The organism is Paenibacillus sp. MER TA 81-3 (assembly GCF_023713585.1).
In the GTDB taxonomy this organism is placed as follows: Bacteria; Bacillota; Bacilli; order Paenibacillales; family Paenibacillaceae; genus Paenibacillus_B; species Paenibacillus_B profundus.
In genome coordinates, this window is sequence record NZ_JAMAWB010000006.1 from 308,030 (window position 1) to 326,526 (window position 18,497).

General features: G+C 50.2%; 20 protein-coding genes and 1 other annotated feature. Of the genes, 18 read left to right on the forward strand and 2 right to left on the reverse strand.

The features are described from left to right. Positions 1-20 precede the first annotated feature (20 nt). The gene (locus M3650_RS10945) at positions 21-1,409 is read left to right on the forward strand and encodes a bifunctional folylpolyglutamate synthase/dihydrofolate synthase (protein ID WP_251574640.1); all 1,389 of its coding nucleotides are present in this window, start codon (positions 21-23) and stop codon (positions 1,407-1,409) included. 4 nt (positions 1,410-1,413) lie between these two features. Next, complete coding sequence (gene murC / locus M3650_RS10950; protein ID WP_251574643.1) at positions 1,414-2,793, forward strand: UDP-N-acetylmuramate--L-alanine ligase; 1,380 nt, start codon at positions 1,414-1,416, stop codon at positions 2,791-2,793. A gap of 173 nt (positions 2,794-2,966) precedes the next feature. Here the strand turns inward: murC and M3650_RS10955 are convergent, their stop codons facing one another. After that, positions 2,967-3,191: an acetyl-CoA acetyltransferase gene (locus M3650_RS10955; RefSeq protein WP_251574644.1), complete on the reverse strand. Its 225-nt coding sequence runs from the start codon at positions 3,189-3,191 to the stop codon at positions 2,967-2,969. 181 nt (positions 3,192-3,372) lie between these two features. On the opposite strand from M3650_RS10955, the gene M3650_RS10960 reads away from it, so the two are divergent. Then, positions 3,373-4,686 (forward strand): SPOR domain-containing protein, encoded by a 1,314-nt coding sequence (locus M3650_RS10960; RefSeq protein ID WP_251574645.1) that lies wholly within the window; start codon positions 3,373-3,375, stop codon positions 4,684-4,686. 334 nt (positions 4,687-5,020) lie between these two features. Here the strand turns inward: M3650_RS10960 and M3650_RS10965 are convergent, their stop codons facing one another. Continuing rightward, the gene (locus tag M3650_RS10965) at positions 5,021-5,968 is read right to left on the reverse strand and encodes an aldo/keto reductase family protein (protein ID WP_251574646.1); all 948 of its coding nucleotides are present in this window, start codon (positions 5,966-5,968) and stop codon (positions 5,021-5,023) included. Between the two features lie 335 nt (positions 5,969-6,303). Here M3650_RS10965 and M3650_RS10970 point away from each other — a divergent pair, with 335 nt between their 5' ends. The 15 genes from M3650_RS10970 to M3650_RS11040 all read left to right on the forward strand — a co-directional run bounded on the left by M3650_RS10970 (position 6,304) and on the right by M3650_RS11040 (position 18,496). After that, positions 6,304-6,918: a Maf family protein gene (locus M3650_RS10970; RefSeq protein ID WP_251574647.1), complete on the forward strand. Its 615-nt coding sequence runs from the start codon at positions 6,304-6,306 to the stop codon at positions 6,916-6,918. Positions 6,919-6,983: 65 nt separating this feature from the next. Next, entirely contained in the window at positions 6,984-7,670 is a 687-nt protein-coding gene (gene radC / locus M3650_RS10975) for a RadC family protein (protein ID WP_019422370.1), read from the forward strand. Between the two features lie 43 nt (positions 7,671-7,713). Then, on the forward strand, positions 7,714-8,748 hold the full coding sequence (locus tag M3650_RS10980; protein ID WP_251574648.1) for a rod shape-determining protein: 1,035 nt from the start codon (positions 7,714-7,716) through the stop codon (positions 8,746-8,748). A gap of 98 nt (positions 8,749-8,846) precedes the next feature. Beyond that, positions 8,847-9,746: a rod shape-determining protein MreC gene (gene mreC / locus M3650_RS10985; RefSeq protein ID WP_026011152.1), complete on the forward strand. Its 900-nt coding sequence runs from the start codon at positions 8,847-8,849 to the stop codon at positions 9,744-9,746. Next, positions 9,746-10,273: a rod shape-determining protein MreD gene (mreD, locus tag M3650_RS10990; RefSeq protein ID WP_019422367.1), complete on the forward strand. Its 528-nt coding sequence runs from the start codon at positions 9,746-9,748 to the stop codon at positions 10,271-10,273. The genes mreC and mreD overlap by 1 nt, the downstream gene beginning before the upstream one ends. Positions 10,274-10,393: 120 nt before the next feature. Then, on the forward strand, positions 10,394-11,050 hold the full coding sequence (locus tag M3650_RS10995) for a septum site-determining protein MinC (RefSeq protein ID WP_251574649.1): 657 nt from the start codon (positions 10,394-10,396) through the stop codon (positions 11,048-11,050). 4 nt (positions 11,051-11,054) lie between these two features. After that, positions 11,055-11,849, forward strand: coding sequence for a septum site-determining protein MinD (minD, locus tag M3650_RS11000; RefSeq protein ID WP_019422365.1), 795 nt, complete (start codon positions 11,055-11,057; stop codon positions 11,847-11,849). 7 nt (positions 11,850-11,856) lie between these two features. Beyond that, positions 11,857-13,008 carry an FtsW/RodA/SpoVE family cell cycle protein gene (locus tag M3650_RS11005; protein WP_019422364.1) on the forward strand — a complete coding sequence of 384 codons (1,152 nt, stop codon included), beginning with the start codon at positions 11,857-11,859 and terminating at the stop codon, positions 13,006-13,008. A 237-nt stretch (positions 13,009-13,245) separates the two neighbouring features. Beyond that, positions 13,246-14,169 carry a M23 family metallopeptidase gene (locus tag M3650_RS11010; protein WP_251574650.1) on the forward strand — a complete coding sequence of 308 codons (924 nt, stop codon included), beginning with the start codon at positions 13,246-13,248 and terminating at the stop codon, positions 14,167-14,169. Further along, positions 14,162-15,037, forward strand: a complete 876-nt coding sequence (locus M3650_RS11015; RefSeq protein ID WP_019422362.1) for a M50 family metallopeptidase — start codon at positions 14,162-14,164, stop codon at positions 15,035-15,037. The genes M3650_RS11010 and M3650_RS11015 overlap by 8 nt, the downstream gene beginning before the upstream one ends. 102 nt (positions 15,038-15,139) lie before the next feature. After that, entirely contained in the window at positions 15,140-16,405 is a 1,266-nt protein-coding gene (locus M3650_RS11020; RefSeq protein ID WP_019422361.1) for an Rne/Rng family ribonuclease, read from the forward strand. A 56-nt stretch (positions 16,406-16,461) separates the two neighbouring features. After that, positions 16,462-16,549, forward strand: a sequence feature (ribosomal protein L21 leader region). A 12-nt stretch (positions 16,550-16,561) separates the two neighbouring features. Then, entirely contained in the window at positions 16,562-16,873 is a 312-nt protein-coding gene (gene rplU / locus M3650_RS11025; protein WP_019422360.1) for a 50S ribosomal protein L21, read from the forward strand. 11 nt (positions 16,874-16,884) lie between these two features. Beyond that, on the forward strand, positions 16,885-17,229 hold the full coding sequence (locus M3650_RS11030; protein ID WP_019422359.1) for a ribosomal-processing cysteine protease Prp: 345 nt from the start codon (positions 16,885-16,887) through the stop codon (positions 17,227-17,229). A 5-nt stretch (positions 17,230-17,234) separates the two neighbouring features. Then, positions 17,235-17,546, forward strand: a complete 312-nt coding sequence (gene rpmA / locus M3650_RS11035; protein WP_019422358.1) for a 50S ribosomal protein L27 — start codon at positions 17,235-17,237, stop codon at positions 17,544-17,546. A 227-nt stretch (positions 17,547-17,773) separates the two neighbouring features. Beyond that, positions 17,774-18,496 carry a Spo0B domain-containing protein gene (locus tag M3650_RS11040; RefSeq protein ID WP_019422357.1) on the forward strand — a complete coding sequence of 241 codons (723 nt, stop codon included), beginning with the start codon at positions 17,774-17,776 and terminating at the stop codon, positions 18,494-18,496. Position 18,497: the final 1 nt, after the last annotated feature.

Here is an 18,497-nt window from a genome sequence, read left to right on the forward strand (position 1 = left end):
CATACAAAGGATGAGTAGCCATGTCGGAAATAAACGATCCGAACAAAACGGATATAACCGAGGTTCCCTTTACACGTGTAGAAGAAGCGATTGATTGGATTAATTCATTGATTCCTTTTGGCATACGTCCCGGTCTGGAACGCATTGAAGCGCTAATGGACAAGCTGGGCTCTCCTCACCGGCGCTTGAAATTTATCCACGTCGCAGGTACGAACGGCAAGGGCTCGACTTGTGCTTTGCTGACGAGCGCACTGCTTGCGAACGGATATGATGTTGGTACGTTTACTTCGCCTTATATTGAGAAATTTACGAACCGTTTTAAATATAACAATGAGGATATACCGGAAGAGACGCTGCTGCGCCTCGCGAATGAGCTTAGACCGCTTGTTGATGACATTGCGAATACTTCGCTCGGTTCGCCGACGATGTTTGAAGTGTCCACCGCACTGGCCATTTTGTATTATGCGAACGTGGCTTATCCAGATGTCGTCGTATGGGAGACCGGCCTAGGCGGTAGACTCGATGTCACGAACATTGTAACGCCTATCGTGTCCATCATCACGAACATCGGTCACGATCATATGGACATCTTAGGCGATTCCATCGAGCAGATTGCGGCGGAAAAAGCAGGTATCATTAAGCCGGGCGTGCCTATCGTCACTACGGTTGATCAGCCTGAGGCGCTCGAAATTATCCGCAAGACGGCAGGTGATCAGAAGTCGACATTGTACGCGATGAACGAGCAATTCACAGTCGAACTGCTGCATGCGGTTGAAAATGAACAAATCTTCACGTTCTCTGGGCCGTTCCGCAGCATGGAGCAAATGACCTTGACGTTAAACGGGGCGCATCAGTTGAAGAACGCTGCCGCTGCTTTGATGGCGTTGGAAGTGTTGCGGCAATATATGGCTTTCATGCTTGATGATGAGGAGACGCGTGCTGGTATGCGCCGTGCGGCATGGCCAGGTCGGCTTGAAATAATAAGCGAGAAGCCGCGCATGCTGCTCGATGGGGCGCACAATCCGGAAGGAGCAGAGACGCTGGCACAAGCATTGCGGGACACGTACCGTTATGAGCGTTTGCATTTCATGATGGGGATGCTGTCAACAAAGCATCATCAGGATGTTCTGCGTCATATACTACCTTTAGCGGATACCATTATTTTTACCGAACCTGATTTCCGCAAGAAGATGAGTGCGGAGAGCTTGAGTCATATTGCAGAACAATTGCTGGAAACAGCCTCGCGCCGACCACAGATTATTGTAGAGCCGAATTGGCGCGAGTCCTTGGAGCGGCTCAAGGCGATGACTGAACCGGGCGATTTGGCGGTAGTCACTGGCACATTATATCTGATTGCGGACGTCCGCTCGTACGTCCTGCATCGGACCGAATCTGAAAAAGGTTGGTGAGTTCGTGTTGAAGACGACGGAACATATTCATTTTATCGGCATCGGGGGCTATGGAATGAGCGCCATCGCTCGTGTCATGCTGGAAATGGGGTACACCGTCACGGGGTCCGATGTGGCCGAACAGGATTTGACGGAGAAATTGAGAGCGAAAGGCGCGACGGTGCATATCGGACACGATCCGGCGTATGTGCAGGATGCCGACATCGTCGTATATTCTACAGCTTGTCCCAAAGAGAACGTTGAACGGGTTGCTGCTGAGGAACGCGGTGTCCCCGTGCTGCATCGTTCGCAGATGCTGGCGCGTCTGCTTAATGCGAAGAAGGGGATCGCAGTTGCCGGTGCACACGGGAAGACGACAACCTCTTCAATGATCGCATTTGTGCTAGAACGCTGCGGTGTGAACCCAACCTATATTATCGGCGGGGAAGTAACGAACCTGGGTACGAATGCGCAAGCGGGCAGCGGCGAGTTCGTCGTGGCAGAAGCGGATGAGAGCGATGGTTCCTTCCTAGCGTATCACCCGTACATCGCCGTAGTGACGAACATTGAAGCCGATCACTTGGAAAACTACGACGGGAACTTTGAACGCTTGAAAGCAGCTTACGTGCAGTTTCTGTCACAGCGTAATCAGAACGGATACGCCGTGCTCTGCGCGGATGATCCTATCGTAAGCGGCATGGTGCCACAATTAGGTGAAGGTGTGGTCACGTATGGTATTGAAGCGCCTGCCGATTACGTTGCAGCAGATATTACAGCCGAAGATCGCGGCATGGCCTTTACGATGAAGCATCAAGATAAGCCGCTTGGCACGGTTCGTTTGTCCATTCCGGGGAAACACAATGTGTTGAACGCGATGGCTACGCTTATCGTCTGCATGCAGGCTGGCGTGCCGTTTGCCGAGGCGGCAGAGGCCATTCGCGATTTTATCGGAGCCAAGCGCCGTTTTCAAGTCATTGGCGAAGTGCAGGATGTGCTTATCGTCGATGATTATGCACACCATCCGACAGAGATTGAAGCGACCTTGGTAGCTGCTAGAGCCACCAAGCGGCGGATCATTGCTGTATTTCAGCCACAGCGATATTCGCGCACGTACTTTTTGTTTGACCAATTTAGCCGTGCGTTTCGTAATGCCGATGAGTTGATTCTTACCGATATCTACTCTCCAGCCGGTGAAATGCCGATAGAAGGCGTGCATTCCTCGAAGTTGGTCGAGTGCATTCGCGAGAACAGCAACAAGAACGCACAATACTTCGCGAGCAAGGATGACGCGCTGGAGCGCCTCAAATTACTTGTACGGCCGGGAGACATCGTCATTACGATGGGTGCGGGCGACATCTGGAAGACGGCATATGGTTTGACGAAAGCACTGAAAGAACATGCGTAAGCTGCCATAGAACTGCAAAAAGACCATTCCGCAAATAAGCAAATAAGCCGGAATGGTCTTTTTGTAAATATGCTAGAGCAGGAACTGTCACCTGTTTGCTTGTCCCTTTCATTCTGTCCCAACGGTGCGTTTATTGACAGGACGGCGAAGGCATTACGGTATATCCTGAACGGTTAGTCTCTGTCCAGGCTGATTTCTCTGACGCTGGCATAAGCTATCCGGCGCACGATGTTACGTCCCCTGCGGCGAATGCGCAAGCGGAACGTTGTCACGCCTGCCGACAAAATGACTCCTTCCAGATCCACGCCTCCGATTAAGTCTACATCAACCCGCCGGCCTATGTTCCGTTCGACGAATCGCCGCACTTCACGCGCACTCATATTGTTGTTGATACGCATGTCGTCTCCTCCTTTACCCCGTTCTATCAACAATCTATGATGAGTTGCGAGATTCGGATACGACATCTGCATGAAGCCATTCGCATGTTTTGCGAAAAATCACTCGGAGACTTGTTCTATCGTCTTGCAATCTATCATATAACTGATAGTAACGAAGAGGACAAGGTGAGGTGTGCGAGAGATGAGCGGATTAAATCCAAAAATGACGTTTCGGTTTCCGAAGACTGAACCAGGCGATGGGCTCATACAGCCTACGGAGTCGGTTGAAGAGAGCGACAGCCCTTTTACACGATACATTGACCGTTCTGTCGAAGCGGCGCTGGTTAACGATAATACGATGGCGGAGCCGCGTGAATCTCTGCAAGCGGAAGATACGGAACAAGAATGTTCGCATGATGGCATTGCAGCACAAGTCGGGAATATTTCGGAGACCGACCAAATTGAACGATGGATACGAGAGGCGGATCATAAGCCGCTGTCCTACTCCTTCAGCTCGTCTGTAGCGGATCCTGCTGGAGAATCGCTGAGCGATCAGGGAGAACTGCTGTGGCAGGGCGTGCATACGCGCACGAGAAGACCTTCCTTGTGGAAAGTGATCGCTTCTGTCGCAGGGGCAGTGGCGACCGGAGCAGTGTTCGGATTTCTGGCTCTCTCTTTGTTCAAAGGCGAAGTGACGATGCCTAATCCAGAAGCATCCATTCCGACGCTATCGAACGGGACAAGCACGCAAGGCGCTGCGGTAAAGGCCGGATCTACATCTGCGGATGGCGGTGAAGGGAAGAAAAATACGGTCGCCGCTGCGAATCAGCCTGCAGCTGACCAAGGTGCTGCACAATATGCAGCGACAACGGCAGGCGGAGTATATGTAACCGAAGTAAATATTCCGGAAAAAGTGTTCTACATGCTGCAGTATGGCGTGTTCGATCAGCCAGAAGGCGCGAAGAAGGCAGCTTCGGAGCTGCGTGAACTCGGGCTTGCAGCCATGGAGGAGCAATCGAGTCAGCATCGCGTCTATGCAGCCATTGCCCAGGCGAAAGAGGATGCCATGGGATTGAGCCAGCTGATGAAGAACAATCAGGTCGATTTATATGTCCGTGAAATGACGCGTCCCGCATTGGCGAAGCTGGCTTTTCAAGGCGGTGCGGCTACTGTGGAGCAGTTCATTGCCCAGAGCGATAAGGTGAACGACTGGCTGATGTCCCAATCTATCGCTTATTTGGAGAAGAGTGAGGTCAAAGGGTTCGATGGTGATGCAACCGAGCAGCTGCGGCAGGAGCATTTAAAATGGACGCAGCAGATGAACGGGATGCAGAAGGGACAGCCCGAGCAGTCCCTCAAGGCTTGGACGCAACTCGTTCAGGCGATGAATACAGCGATAAGCGCGGTAAATGAATACAATAAGCAGCCTGCTGCTTCGCATTTGTGGAGCGTTCAGGAGGCGGTCATGATTTATCGTACGGCGGAGAGCAACTGGCTCGACACGATGAAGGCGTAACACTGCGGTTGCGAGAGGAGCCTGCGGCTCTTCGGTTTTCGATAGAAAGTTAGGATGCATGGGAGGAATGCAGAGTTGCAAAGTTTTAGCCGCAAAATTTCTTTTGTGGTAGGAGTAAGTGACGAACTTGAAATGGGATGCGGCAGATCTGAAACGGGATAGCCAAAGCGAAAGTATTCGTCTGTAACGGGGAAAGACTCGAAATGTCACAAACTAACACCATAGTTCAACGACGTGGTTATCAAGTAGATGCTGCGTTGATCAAACGCCCCCTCTGCAAGGCAATCCTATAACGAAAGGCTTGTACGAGGGGGTGTTTGTAATCTGTTGATGCTTATGCGTCCGCGTTCAGCACGGACTCGATACGTGCCACCACTTCGTCGGTCAGCTGTACGCCGGAAGCTTTGGCATTTTGCTCGATTTGTTCTGGGCGACTTGCGCCGACAAGCGCACTAGAGACGTTGGATTGCCGCAGAATCCATGCAATAGCTAACTGTCCAACCGATAGCTCAAGCTCTTGCGCGATGCTGGTTAACTGCTTCACCTGTTCGATGCGCTCTTCCGTAATGCCTTTGCGCACCCACTCGAGCTTCGCCGCGCGGCTCTCTGCCGGGAAGTCCGTTGCCGAACTGTACTTTCCTGTAAGCAGTCCCTGCGCGAGCGGAGAGTATACGACCTGGCCGATACCGTGTTGTTCACCGTAAGGAATGACCTCTTGCTCAATCTGCCGCTGGAACATATTATACACCGGTTGGTTGACCACGATGCGATCCAGCAAATAACGATCTGCGATCGCAAGGGCATCCGCCATTTGGGAAGCTGTCCACATGCTTACGCCAACATAGAGCACTTTCCCTTGACGGATGAGATCGTCCAAGGCGCGCAGCGTTTCTTCCATGCGCACCTGTACATCAAAGCGATGACAGTAATAAAGATCGATATAATCATGGCCTAATCGATGCAAACTGGCATTACACTGCTCGATGATGTGCTTGCGGGACAGACCGCGATCATTCGGACCATCTCCCATTTCACCGAATACTTTAGTTGCCAAGACGTACGACTCGCGAGGGTAGGATTTAAGCGTTTCACCGACCACTTTCTCTGCTTCTCCTCTTTCGTATACGTTGGCCGTGTCGAAAAAGTTAATGCCCAAGTCGTAGGCGGTCCGTATCGCTTGTACGGCATTTTCTCGTTCAACATAACCGCCGTATGTAAGCCAACTGCCCAAGCTGATTTCACTCACCTTCACACCGCTCTTGCCTAATCTCCGATACTGCATCTTCGTTACCTCCTGAATCGTTCAATTTGAACTCATTGCTCACTGGACGTGCTGCTGCTATGAGGTTCCCTTCTCAATTGTAAAAGACGACCTGCCATTTGGAAAGGACTGCAAGCACTTTATCTAGATATTCGGCTCCGAGAAGTTTCATAATTTCCCTCCGTAACTTTAGGCATAGGACTGACGTCTAACCAATATGGATAACAGTTTTATATTTTTCCACTAATTCCCTTCTATTGATTGGCGGTATCATGAAAGGAATCGTTTGTTTCAAAAGAAAATTCCGCGTATAATAGAAAAAGGTGTCAAAAAATGGCGAGGAGCGATTTAGAACATTGAACACGCACTTTCAACAATCCGACCGCTCTCTTATCGTCTTGGCGTCTTCTTCACCGCGGAGGCAAGAACTTATCACATCATTAGGATTGCCCCATGTGGTACAGCCAAGCGATGCAGATGAGACTGTACCTGCCGACTGGGCTCCTTCCCGAATTGTGGAGGCGCTCGCACTGCGTAAGGCACAAGCGGTAGCTCAGGAATGGCACGTGTCCGGTGAAGACGGCATCGTCATCGGCTCCGACACGATCGTGGTGCTTGATGGCGAGGTATTAGGCAAACCACATGATGAAGCGGATGCGGAACGAATGTTAACCTCGCTGCAAGGGCGATCGCATGAAGTGTATACTGGCGTTGCCCTCGTCCGTGCTGCTGACGGTCGCCAAGAAGTGTCCCATAGGGTCACGACCGTTCATATGACCGAATGGACACAAGAACAGATCCGTCGTTATATCGCAACGGGAGAGCCGATGGACAAAGCGGGATCCTATGCGATTCAAGGCATAGGCGCTACCTTAGTCACTGGAATTGAAGGTTGCTACTTCAATGTGGTAGGCTTGCCGTTATCGCTATTGACGGATATGCTTAAGATGTTTGACATTATCATCCCGTAATCGGAAAGGCAATCAAACGTTTTGACAGACGCCGTATTTTCCTTATTATTTAAGGAGGTTGTGAATTGGCAAAAAGTCCACTTCTTCGCGACCTTCCCCACGATGAACGTCCGAGAGAGCGCATGATGCAGCATGGGGCGGAAGCGTTAAGCCATTCTGAATTGTTAGCCATTCTGCTGCGTACAGGAACGCGGGATGAATCCGCGATCATGCTGGCGCAGCGCATCTTGAATCGGGTGGGACATTTGCGGCATCTGCAGGATTTGTCGATTACCGAGCTGACGAATATCCGCGGGATCGGTCTTGCGAAAGCGATTCAGCTGAAAGCAGGCTTAGAGCTAGGACGGCGTATGGCGCGTGCGCGCCAAGAAGATGCCGTTACGATTCGACGTCCGCAGGATGCGGCAGATTTGTTAATGGAATCGATGCGTTACTACCAGAAGGAACACTTCGTTTGCCTCTTTTTGAATACGAAAAATCGCATTATGGCGCAAGAGACGATTACGATAGGCATTTTGGATGCTTCTCTTGTCCACCCACGCGAAGTATTCCGTGCAGCAATGAAGCACGGAACTGCATCCATCATCTGTGTTCACAACCATCCAAGCGGCGATCCGACACCGAGCCCGGAAGATGTGGCTCTGACAAGACGGTTAATGGAAGCAGGGGAAATTGTCGGAATCGAAGTGCTTGACCATCTGGTTATCGGAGATAACCAATATGTGAGTTTGAAGGAACGCGGGCTCATGTAATATAATGATTGAGATTGAAGGTTATAAAAAGGAGATTGACATCATGTTAGGTGGCTTTACAAAAGACTTAGGAATCGATTTGGGAACTGCAAATACATTAGTTTATATTCGCGGAAAAGGCATTGTCGTGCGCGAGCCGTCGGTCGTTGCCATTCGCACAGATACGAAGACGATTGAAGCAGTGGGTGAAGCTGCGAAGAAGATGATTGGCCGCACGCCGGGCAACATCCGTGCCATCCGTCCAATGAAGGATGGTGTCATCGCAGATTTCGATACGACCGCGACGATGATTAAATACTTTATTCGACAAGCGCAGAAGCAGCGTTCGTTGTTCCCGCGCCATCCGAACGTGATGGTATGCGTGCCTTCCGGCATTACAGCGGTCGAGCAGCGCGCAGTCGAGGATGCGACGAAGCAAGCGGGTGCCCGCGATGCCTATACGATAGAAGAGCCGTTCGCGGCTGCGATCGGCGCGGACCTGCCCGTATGGGAGCCGACAGGCAGTATGGTCGTCGATATTGGCGGCGGTACGACCGAAGTGGCTGTCATCTCGCTCGGAGGCATTGTAACGTGCCGTTCCGTCCGCGTAGCGGGCGATGAGATGGATGAGTCTATCACTCAGTACATCAAGCGCCAATACAATCTGATGATTGGTGAGCGTACAGCGGAACAGCTGAAGATGGATGTCGGCTCGGCGATGAAGCTGGATGAAGTGGAGAAGATGGAGATTCGCGGCCGTGACCTTTTGACGGGTCTTCCGAAGACGCTTGCGATTTCTTCCCAAGAAATTACGGAAGCGTTGATGGATACTGTAAGCTCCATCTTAGAGGCTGTGAAAGTGACGTTGGAAAAATGTCCACCGGAGCTTGCGGCAGACATTATGGACCGGGGTATCGTACTGACGGGCGGAGGGGCCTTGCTGCGTAATCTGGACAAACTGCTTGCACGCGAGACGGGAATGCCAGTCATCGTGGCAGAGAATCCGCTCGATTGCGTTGCAATCGGTACAGGCCGCGCGTTGGACAATATTCATTTATTTAAGGGACGCAGCAGCTCTGCTCTTCGTTCCAGACGATAATAGAGCGTCATAATGGCGTTACAGATTCCCGCGTCGGTTCGGTCTAACGGCGCGGGCTCTGATTTGTAGGGGAACAAGTATCGCTTTACGATGAGAAGGTGTTGACACTGTTTAAGCTGTTGGGGAACAAGCGATTATTTATTATGTTGTTCGGACTTATATTATTTATTGCGCTGATGGGCTTCACTCTTGGCGGACGCTTGAATTTGTCATGGCCGGAGAAATTTGTGCATGATACCGTCACGTTCGTGCAGCAGATTTTTTATAAGCCTGCATCCTACGTTTCTGGATTTATTAAAGATGTGTCCAATCTAAAAGACGTGCATGAAGAGAACGAGCGCCTCAAGATCGCTGTTGCTCAATACACGCGTGATAAAGCTCACTATAATGCCATTCAAGCGCAGAATGAATCGCTGATGGATGCCTTGAAGTTCACCGAACGGCAGAAGAAACTGAATCTTCCTTATGAATACCGGATTGCTCAGGTGACGTCCATTAACGTGGCTGATCCGTTCAACCAGACGATCAATGTCAATCTTGGTTCCAAGAACGGCGTTCGTCAAGGAATGCCCGTCATCTCGGTGGAAGGGGTCGTCGGCATGATTAGCCGCGTGTACGAATTCTCTTCGACTGTACAGCTGCTGACCAATCTGGATGACAAGGATCCGAGCTCCCGGCCCATTTCGGCGACGATTATGGGCAAAGAGAAAAAATCATTTGGCATGATTGAATCATACGATCACAGCAGCGGCACTTTTTCTATGACACGCATCGAAGAGGATGACGAAATCGCTGAAGGGGATACGGTTGTCTCGTCAGGAGAAGGCGGCATCTTTCCGAAGGGTCTTATTCTCGGGACGGTCATTTCCATCAATGTCGGGGAATTCGGTCTCACTCGCACGGCGACGGTGCAGCCGGCGGCGACATACCGCGATTGGCGCGAACTGTTCATCGTCATTACGCCGGATGCGAACGAGACGGGAAAAGAGGCCAAGTGATGAACCGTAACTGGATGATCGGATTCATGTTCATTCTCTTCCTGCTGGAGGGAACGGTGCTGCCCGTATTGATCCCGGATGCGTGGCAAGGGCGCATCGTCCCGCAGTTCGTGTTCATGGTCATACTTTACCACGCTGTATATCAGCATCGGCACACCTCACTGCTGATGGGATTGGGATTCGGGTTTCTTCAAGATATCGTATATTACGGTCATATGATCGGTCCGCATGCTTTTAGCATGGGGTTATTAGGATATTTGGTCGGACTTCTATTCACGTCGCGCAACGCCACTTTATTTTCGATGATGGCGATTGCGGTATTTGGAAGCTTTGCGAACCAGACGATTCTGTTCGCTGTTTATTCGTTGTTCGGCATCAATCGCATGACGTACGAGTATGCTTTGTTTGATTTTATGATACCGAGCTTGTTCGTGCAGCTATTGTTCGCGTTAGCGATTTATGTTCCGATGCGGACATGGTTTGACCGTCTGTCGGGAAAGGCATCTGCCGAAGATGAACAAGGCTAACAGCCGTCTTGGAAACTTTTATTTCCAGGCGGCTAATGCCATTTTTAAATGTTTCGTTACTTTCATGCAGGAACTTTCCTCTTCCGTCACGAAAAAGATAACCTTGGGGAGGGAACATTCATGACGGCCAAGCCATTGGTAACCATTAAAGGCATGAAGGACGGCCTTGTGTTCCTGCTTGACGATGAGTGTGAATTTAAGGACTTGTTGCGTGAATTGCGTGACAAGCTTGACCATACACCGAATTTTTTCGACGGACCGATTGTGTATGTCGATGTCAAGTTAGGGGCCCGTTCCGTCACGGACGAGCAGAAGGCAGAAGTGCTGGAAATTTTAAGACAACGGGGGAATTTGCTCATTCGATCGTTGGAATCCGATGCCGACTCGAAGACAGAAACGAAAGGATACCACGTTCATACGATGACTGGAATTATACGCTCCGGACAAATATTATGCCATGACGAGCATTTATTATTTCTAGGCGATGTCAATCCGGGCGGAATGATTATAAGCAGTGGAGATATTTTTGTGCTCGGCGCTCTTCGAGGCACAGCGCATGCAGGGGTGGACGGTGATTCGTCCGCCGTCATTGCAGCGTCATTGTTCGCTCCGACACAGCTCCGCATTGCGGACGTCATCAGCCGTCCTCCGGATGAATGGGGTGTCACACAAGCGCATATGGAGTTTGCTTACGTTCATGACGGCATCATGCAGATCGATAAAATCTCGCAGCTTCATCGTGTTCGCAAGGACATCAATTTGTTCAAAGGAGTGTAGAAGAATGGGAGAGGCAATCGTCGTCACTTCGGGTAAAGGCGGCGTTGGCAAGACGACGACGTCGGCCAATTTGGGTACAGCGCTTGCTTTACTCGGCAAAAAAGTGTGCATGGTCGATACGGATATCGGCCTTCGTAACCTGGACGTCGTGATGGGGCTTGAGAATCGCATCATCTATGATATTTGCGATGTGGCAGACGGTCGTTGCCGATTGAATCAAGCGCTCGTCAAGGACAAGCGATTTGACGAATTGTACATGCTGCCTGCGGCGCAAACGAAAGATAAGCTTGCTGTGTCGCCGGAGCAAGTCAAAGACATTATATTAGAGCTGAAGAAAGAGTTCGAATATATCATAATCGACTGTCCGGCAGGCATTGAGCAGGGCTTCAAGAACGCAATTGCCGGGGCGGATCACGCCATCGTCGTTACGACACCGGAAAATGCAGCCGTACGGGATGCGGATCGCATTATCGGACTGCTCGAGAATGCAAGCATCGGATCGCCTAAGTTAGTGGTGAACCGCATTCGCGCCAATATGATGAAGAGCGGTGAAATGCTTGATTTGGACGATATTTTACAGGTGCTGAATATTGATTTGTTGGGGCTAGTTCCTGATGATGAAATGGTAATAAAGGCTGCAAATGCAGGCGAGCCGACGGTAATGAACCCGGATTCACGCGCAGCAATGGCTTACCGCAATATTGCTCGCCGTATATTAGGAGACACGGTGCCGCTTATGCCGCTTGAACAGAAAAAGGGCGTGTTCACCCGGATGAAGAAGTTTTTGGGAATGGGATGAGTGAGCAGTGCTGAACAAATTTAAAAGAATCGATTGGGTTATTGTTGGAATTTTGCTTGCCTTTTCTGTGTTCAGCCCGCTTGTAATTCTCAGTGCGACGCATGGTGATCCGACTTTTGAAGGAACAGCAATGAAGACGGTCGTTTATTTCATTATCGGCTTTTTGCTGATGTTCGCTGTCGCTTTATTCGATTACCGCTGGCTGCTTAAGAGCTGGCCGATCTCGATGGGTATTACGATAGTTTTGCTTGTAGGCGTATTCTATTTTGGGCAAAATCTGAACGGAGCGATCGGCTGGTATAAGCTTCCCGGGGGAATGTCATTCCAACCTGCGGAGTTGGCCAAAATTACGCTTATCTTTGCACTGGCGCAGCTGATCGGCAGAAGAGACGGCGATCCGTTAACCTTTACCAAAGATTTGCTGCCTATTATCGCTGTGACCTTGGTTCCATTTTTGCTTGTTGTCAAGCAACCCGATTTGGGTAACGCCATTATTTACATCGTGATCTTGATTGGGATGCTATGGATAGGCGGCATGAAATATCGCCATGTTCTGCTGGCAAGCCTGCTGGCCGCCGTTATGTTCGCTGCCGTCTTTTTTGCCTTCACTACTTTTCGAGTCGATTTGCAAGGCTTTTTTAGAGACGTCATTAAGCAGGAGCATTGGTTTACGCGCATCGATACGTTGATTAATCCGGAAGAAGCGACCAACGATGCCAAGCACCAGTCGAATTACGCAATGATCGCCATTGGCTCCGGAGGCTTGAGCGGGGACGGTTACATGCAGGGGGAATTGAAGCGGCGCAGCTTCATTCCGTATACCTATTCTGATGCTATATTTGTTGTCATTGGAGAGGAGTTCGGGTTTCAAGGTTCCTCACTGCTGCTTCTGTTCTACTTCTTGTTAATATACAGGATGATACTTATCGCCTTCCAATGCTATGACTTGAGGGGTTCGTACATGATAATCGGGATCGTCTCCATGTTTGTATTCCAAATCTTTGAGAATATCGGAATGATGATAGGTCTTATGCCGATTACCGGGATTACGTTGCCGTTTATCAGTTACGGCGGCACGTCTCTCATCTTGAATATGGTTTGTATCGGTCTTGTCATGAGCATACGTATTTATCAGGAAAAATATCAGCTGGAGCCTTAATTGCCCGGCTGCCAAAGGTTCCGTATTTTGACCTTCTTCAAGAAGGATCTGATGCGGAGCCTTTTTTTGTGGAGAATGACTTATGCGTACTAATCGAACATGTTCAAAAATGGGCTTTATGAACAACCTCTAAAGGAGAGCTTGTTCATAACCGATTGGGGCTTGTCATACATATGATATATACACAAGTTCAACACGGCTGTATGTTGAAATCGGTGATGAAGGGATGAGGCAAGCATGATAGAGGACATTCGTCGGCGTAGGCAGGAGCGCATACGAGAAATTATAAACAAGGAGAATCCGCGGGAAGCCAAGATGGTTGTCATGGAACCGCAGAATATTACGGACGATAAGTACATCATTTCATACGAAGATGAATTTCCGCTTGCAGCGGATACTAGAGGAGATGTGACGTGGAATGACACGGAATCCATTCCGGCATATTCCGGCGATCCGGAACGGTTGTGGAAATCCTCACGCAGGCAATGGCATGATCGCTATGGCTGGGATCAGGAGCCAGGCGGAGGATTGTGGCGTTCTATCCGCATAAGACTGATGTTGTCGGTGCTGCTGTTAGCAGCTGCCTATGGAGTGATGCGATATCCCGCCGAGTGGAATGCTCCTGCCCGAGCATGGATCGTGCAGGCATTGACAGAGGAAATGGATATGAAGCCGATTGCTGCGTGGTATAATCGTACATTCTCCGGCGCGCCATCGTTCATTCCGCAGTTCGCGCAAGGCGTGGATGCGACGAAGCCGGCACAGGCCCGAATATCGCTCATTCCCCCGTTGAAAGGCCAGGTGGTGCAGCCGTTCGCCATGAGTCTGAAGGGGGTGCGTATCGCAGCCGACTCGTCTGAAGGCGGAGTGGCAGAGGTGCACAGCGCAACGACCGGCCGGGTAATAGATATTACACATCATCCTGAAAAAGGGACAACCGTTATCGTCCAGCATGCGGAAGGCTTGGAGACGGTGTATGGCGGTCTTAGCTCGAGCTCGGTTCAGATGAACGATTGGGTAGAGGCGGGAGAAGCAATCGGCTCGCTGGCAGATTTCTCATCCTCATCCTCATCCTCAGCTACGCAGCCGAATACCCTTTATTTTTCTATCAAAAAAGAGGGTCAGTACATCGATCCGTCGGATGTGATTTCGTTTGATTAAATGGAGGGGCACCGTCTACAGTTTGCACCCGCTTTTCGTCCTCATGCTGGGCATGGCCGCTCTAACCGGTTATATATTCGAGTTGTTAACGCTATTCGCAATTGTGCTCGTTCATGAGCTTGGACATGTGGTCGCCGCCCGAATGTTCGGCTGGTCTATTACGGAAGTGAAGCTCCTCCCGTTCGGGGGGGTGGCGGAGACGGAAGATGGATCGCTAGCTCCGGCATGGCAGGAATGGATTGTAGCCATAGCGGGTCCGCTGCAAAATGGCATCATGATCGCTGCTGCCCTTTTTTTTCAACATATGGGATGGTGGAATGATAAGTGGACGGAGGACTTCGTACGAGCGAACGCGTTCATCGGTTTATTTAATTTACTGCCTATCTTGCCGCTGGATGGCGGACGCATGCTGCAAGCAGTATGCTCACTCTGGTTCAGCTATCATCGGACACTTCTGCTAGGCGCATGGATGAGCATTGGATGCAGCGTGTTGATGGCATTATTCAGTGTCTATCCTTTACTGTTAGGAGAACGAATGAATTTGAACTTGTTTGTGCTCTCCCTATTTTTGCTGTGGAGCAATTGGGTGGAGCAGCGCAACCTTCCCTATCGCTTCGTGCGCTTTCTGATGCACCGGCCAATCCGGCTAAGGCAATGGGAGCAGCGTGTGTCTCTAGGGCGGCCGATCGTCGCTCAATCCGGTCGATCTTTATCGATGGTTGTGCGTCTATTTAGGCGGGATTCGTATCATTTTATTTATGTGATGGGCGAGAGCGGCCGCATTCAACGCGTCATCCCCGAGCAGCAGCTAATCGATGCGTTCTTCGATGCTCCGACGCCCGGCGGCACGAATATCGGACGGAAATAGAGCTATGGGGTTATTTTTTTGCTCGTTCCATAAACCGACATGTTCACCGCATCCTGCTTCATGTTACAATGGACTATGACGCGCTGTAGCAGAGGTGATACCATGAATCAAATGATTGTTCACTGTGAGGAACAAGTAACGCAAATGGCGTTATTGGAACATGGTCGGCTCGTCGAATTTGCAGTCGAACGTGCCACTGGCACAACGCTTGTAGGCAGCTTTTACAAAGGCCGTGTTGTGAATGTACTTCCGGGGATGCAGGCTGCATTTGTGGACATCGGTCAGAAGAAGAACGCATTTCTTTATGTCGATGATTGTTTGCACCCGCATTTGGAGAAACAACCGAAACAGAAACCTCCGATTACAAGTTTGCTTCGCGTCGGACAAGAGCTTATCGTGCAAGTCATGAAGGAGCCGTTAGGCGGCAAAGGAGCTCGCGTTACGACGCATTACTCTTTGCCTGGTCGATATTCGGTGTATATGCCTTTTGCCGATTATATCGGAGTGTCCAAAAAGATTGAGCAGGAAGCGGAACGCACCCGTTTGAAACAGTTGGCGGATGAGCTTCGCGAGAATGAGGAAGGTATGATCATTCGTACAGTTGCTCAAGGAGAAACGTTGGATACGATGGAAGGCGATATTCAATCTTTGCGAGAAGCATGGAAGCAGATTGAACGCCGTGCGGAACAGGTGGAAGCGCCTGCTCTCCTGCACCACGATTTGAACATGGTGGAACGGTTGGTTCGTGATGCGTTCTCCCGTGATATTGACCAGCTGCTTATTGACGATGTACGGCAAGCGAAGCGAGTACTTTCGTTTATTCGTTCATTCGCACCGGATTTGGAGCATCGGGTTCACATCTATAAGGATGCCGAACCGTTGTTCAAACGATATCGGATCGACGAATATTTGGACAAAGCGATTCAGCGCAAGACTTGGCTGGAAAGCGGCGGCTATTTAGTCTGGGATCAGACCGAAGCGTTGACGGTTATCGATGTGAATACGGGCAAATATACGGGGACAAGCGATCTTGAAGAGACGGTATACTTAACCAATATGGAAGCGGCGGAAGAAATTGCGCGTCTTATCCGTCTACGAGATATCGGAGGCATCATCATTGTTGATTTTATTGACATGGACACGGACGAACATCGTGAGCGTGTAGTCGAGCGGCTAGAGCAAATGATGAAGAAGGATCGAACAAAATGTTTGGTCGTCGGATGGACGAAGCTTGGCTTGCTGGAATTGACACGCAAAAAAGTGCGCGAGCAAGTGATGAATCGACTATTTCAGACTTGTCCCACTTGTAATGGAGCTGGCTTGGTGTCGGCAGTCGTCCCACATCGTGAAACGGAACTTATGCGTTGATTTATTGTAAGGGATGTGTTAGAATCTACAAGTATGTGTCTAGTCTAGTTGCTGCACACATGCTGTAACCGCACCGAACGGGTTGGCAAGCGTAATGCTCTTTTTGAGCGTTACCACCTGATTTAGGCGAGTCTGAGACATGAGGAGGTGCACACAATGTACGCAATTATTGAGACGGGTGGCAAGCAGTACAAAGTTCAAGCTGGCGATGTATTGTACATCGAGAAGCTGAACGCTGCTGAAGGCGAAAGCGTGACGTTCGACCGTGTATTGGCAGTATCCAATGACAAAGGTTTGGTCACAGGTACTCCGGTCGTATCCGGCGCTGCTGTAACGGCGAAAGTAGAAAAGCATGGAAAAGGCGAGAAAGTTGTCGTCTACAAGTACAAAGCGAAAAAGAACTATCGTCGTAAACAAGGTCATCGTCAACCATATACAAAAGTGACGATTGAGAACATTAAGGCGTAAGAGGTGCCGTGATGATTCGCATTAACATTCGACGAAAGTCAGACCGCTCAATTGAGAGCTTCTCGATTGAAGGGCATGCGAATTACGCTCCCTACGGGGAAGACACCGTATGTGCTGGTGTCTCCGCTGTGTCGGTGGGCGCGGTGAACGCCGTTGAAGCATTGACTGGCGTTGAACTGAAGTGCAAGATGAAGGATGGCTTCTTAAGCGGATTTGTGCCGCTTATTGAGCAGAAAGACATTGAAACGAAAGTTCAACTGCTATTGGAGTCGATGATCGTCAGTTTACGTACGATCGAGGCTTCATACGGTTCGTATCTTCAAATAGAAGAACAAATGATTGAGCAAAGGAGGTAGACCATATGTTAAAACTGAACCTTCAGTTGTTCGCATCGAAAAAAGGGGTAGGTTCCACAAAGAACGGTCGAGATAGTATCTCGAAACGTCTTGGTGTGAAACGTGCCGACGGCCAAACAGTAACGGCTGGCAGCATCCTGGTGCGTCAACGCGGCACGAAAGTTCATCCGGGCAACAACGTTGGCATCGGTAAAGATGACACGCTGTTTGCGAAAGTGGAAGGCGTCGTGAAGTTCGAACGTTGGGGTCGCGACCGCAAAAAAGTGAGCGTCTACCCGGCTGATGTTGCACCAGTTGCAGCAGCTGTGGAGAAGTAAGACGACATGAGGAACCCTCGGCTTGAGCCGGGGGTTTTTTTTAACTATAACGCTCGATTTTTGACAAAACGGCTTCGACGAGACCAGAATCGTTTCACTTTTCTTGGACGTGCGAATCACCTGCATGATATACTGAACTTTGGGGTGTTTGCACATAATTTGGAAACATGGAAACGTTAACGGGGAGCGAAACCATGAAGAGGATACGCTTAGGGTTGGGATGTTGTGTGGCAGTAGCGTTGGGTAGCGCCGCGTTCATCATCGGCAGGGATCTCACCTGGGTATGGCGTGCTGTATGTCTCATCTTTTTAACCGTCAGCTTCATTTCCGGAGCCGCTATTCTTGTGCAGGAGCAGTCAAGACAGCGGCAGCGCATGCTGCGGTCATATCAATGGTCGGCGATTGAGTTGATGAATCATCAGCGTCACGACTGGATGAATGATCTGCAGCTATTGTACGGTTATGTCCGTTTGAAGAAGTACGATAAATTACCGGAATGTGTGGAAACAATAAAAGCAAGGATGGCAGAGGAAAGCCGTATTGCGAAGTTGGGCATACCGGAACTGGTCATGTTTCTAATGCAGCAACGCACTTCAGGTGGTACAATGCCGCTCGACGTGATTATTCCCGAGCCAGTAGAACTCGACCGATTGAACTTGGAAGTAGACACAAGCCGCTTAGCGGATGTGATTATGGAGACGGTGCAGACGTTCCGCTTCGCGCCGAAGGCGCAAATGGACACCTTCAGTCCGCTGCAGCTTGCATTCGTGCGAGAACCGAACCGTCTAGTTATCCGTTATCGATATGAAGGGAAACTGCTTCGGCCGGGCGAAGTGGCCGCACAGCTTAGTCGGATCGCATCGGAACGCGGCGTGCGGCTGGAGCAGTTGTCGGCGAAACAAAATAATGAGCACGATGCATTTCATATCGTCGTGCCATGCAGCGCGTAAT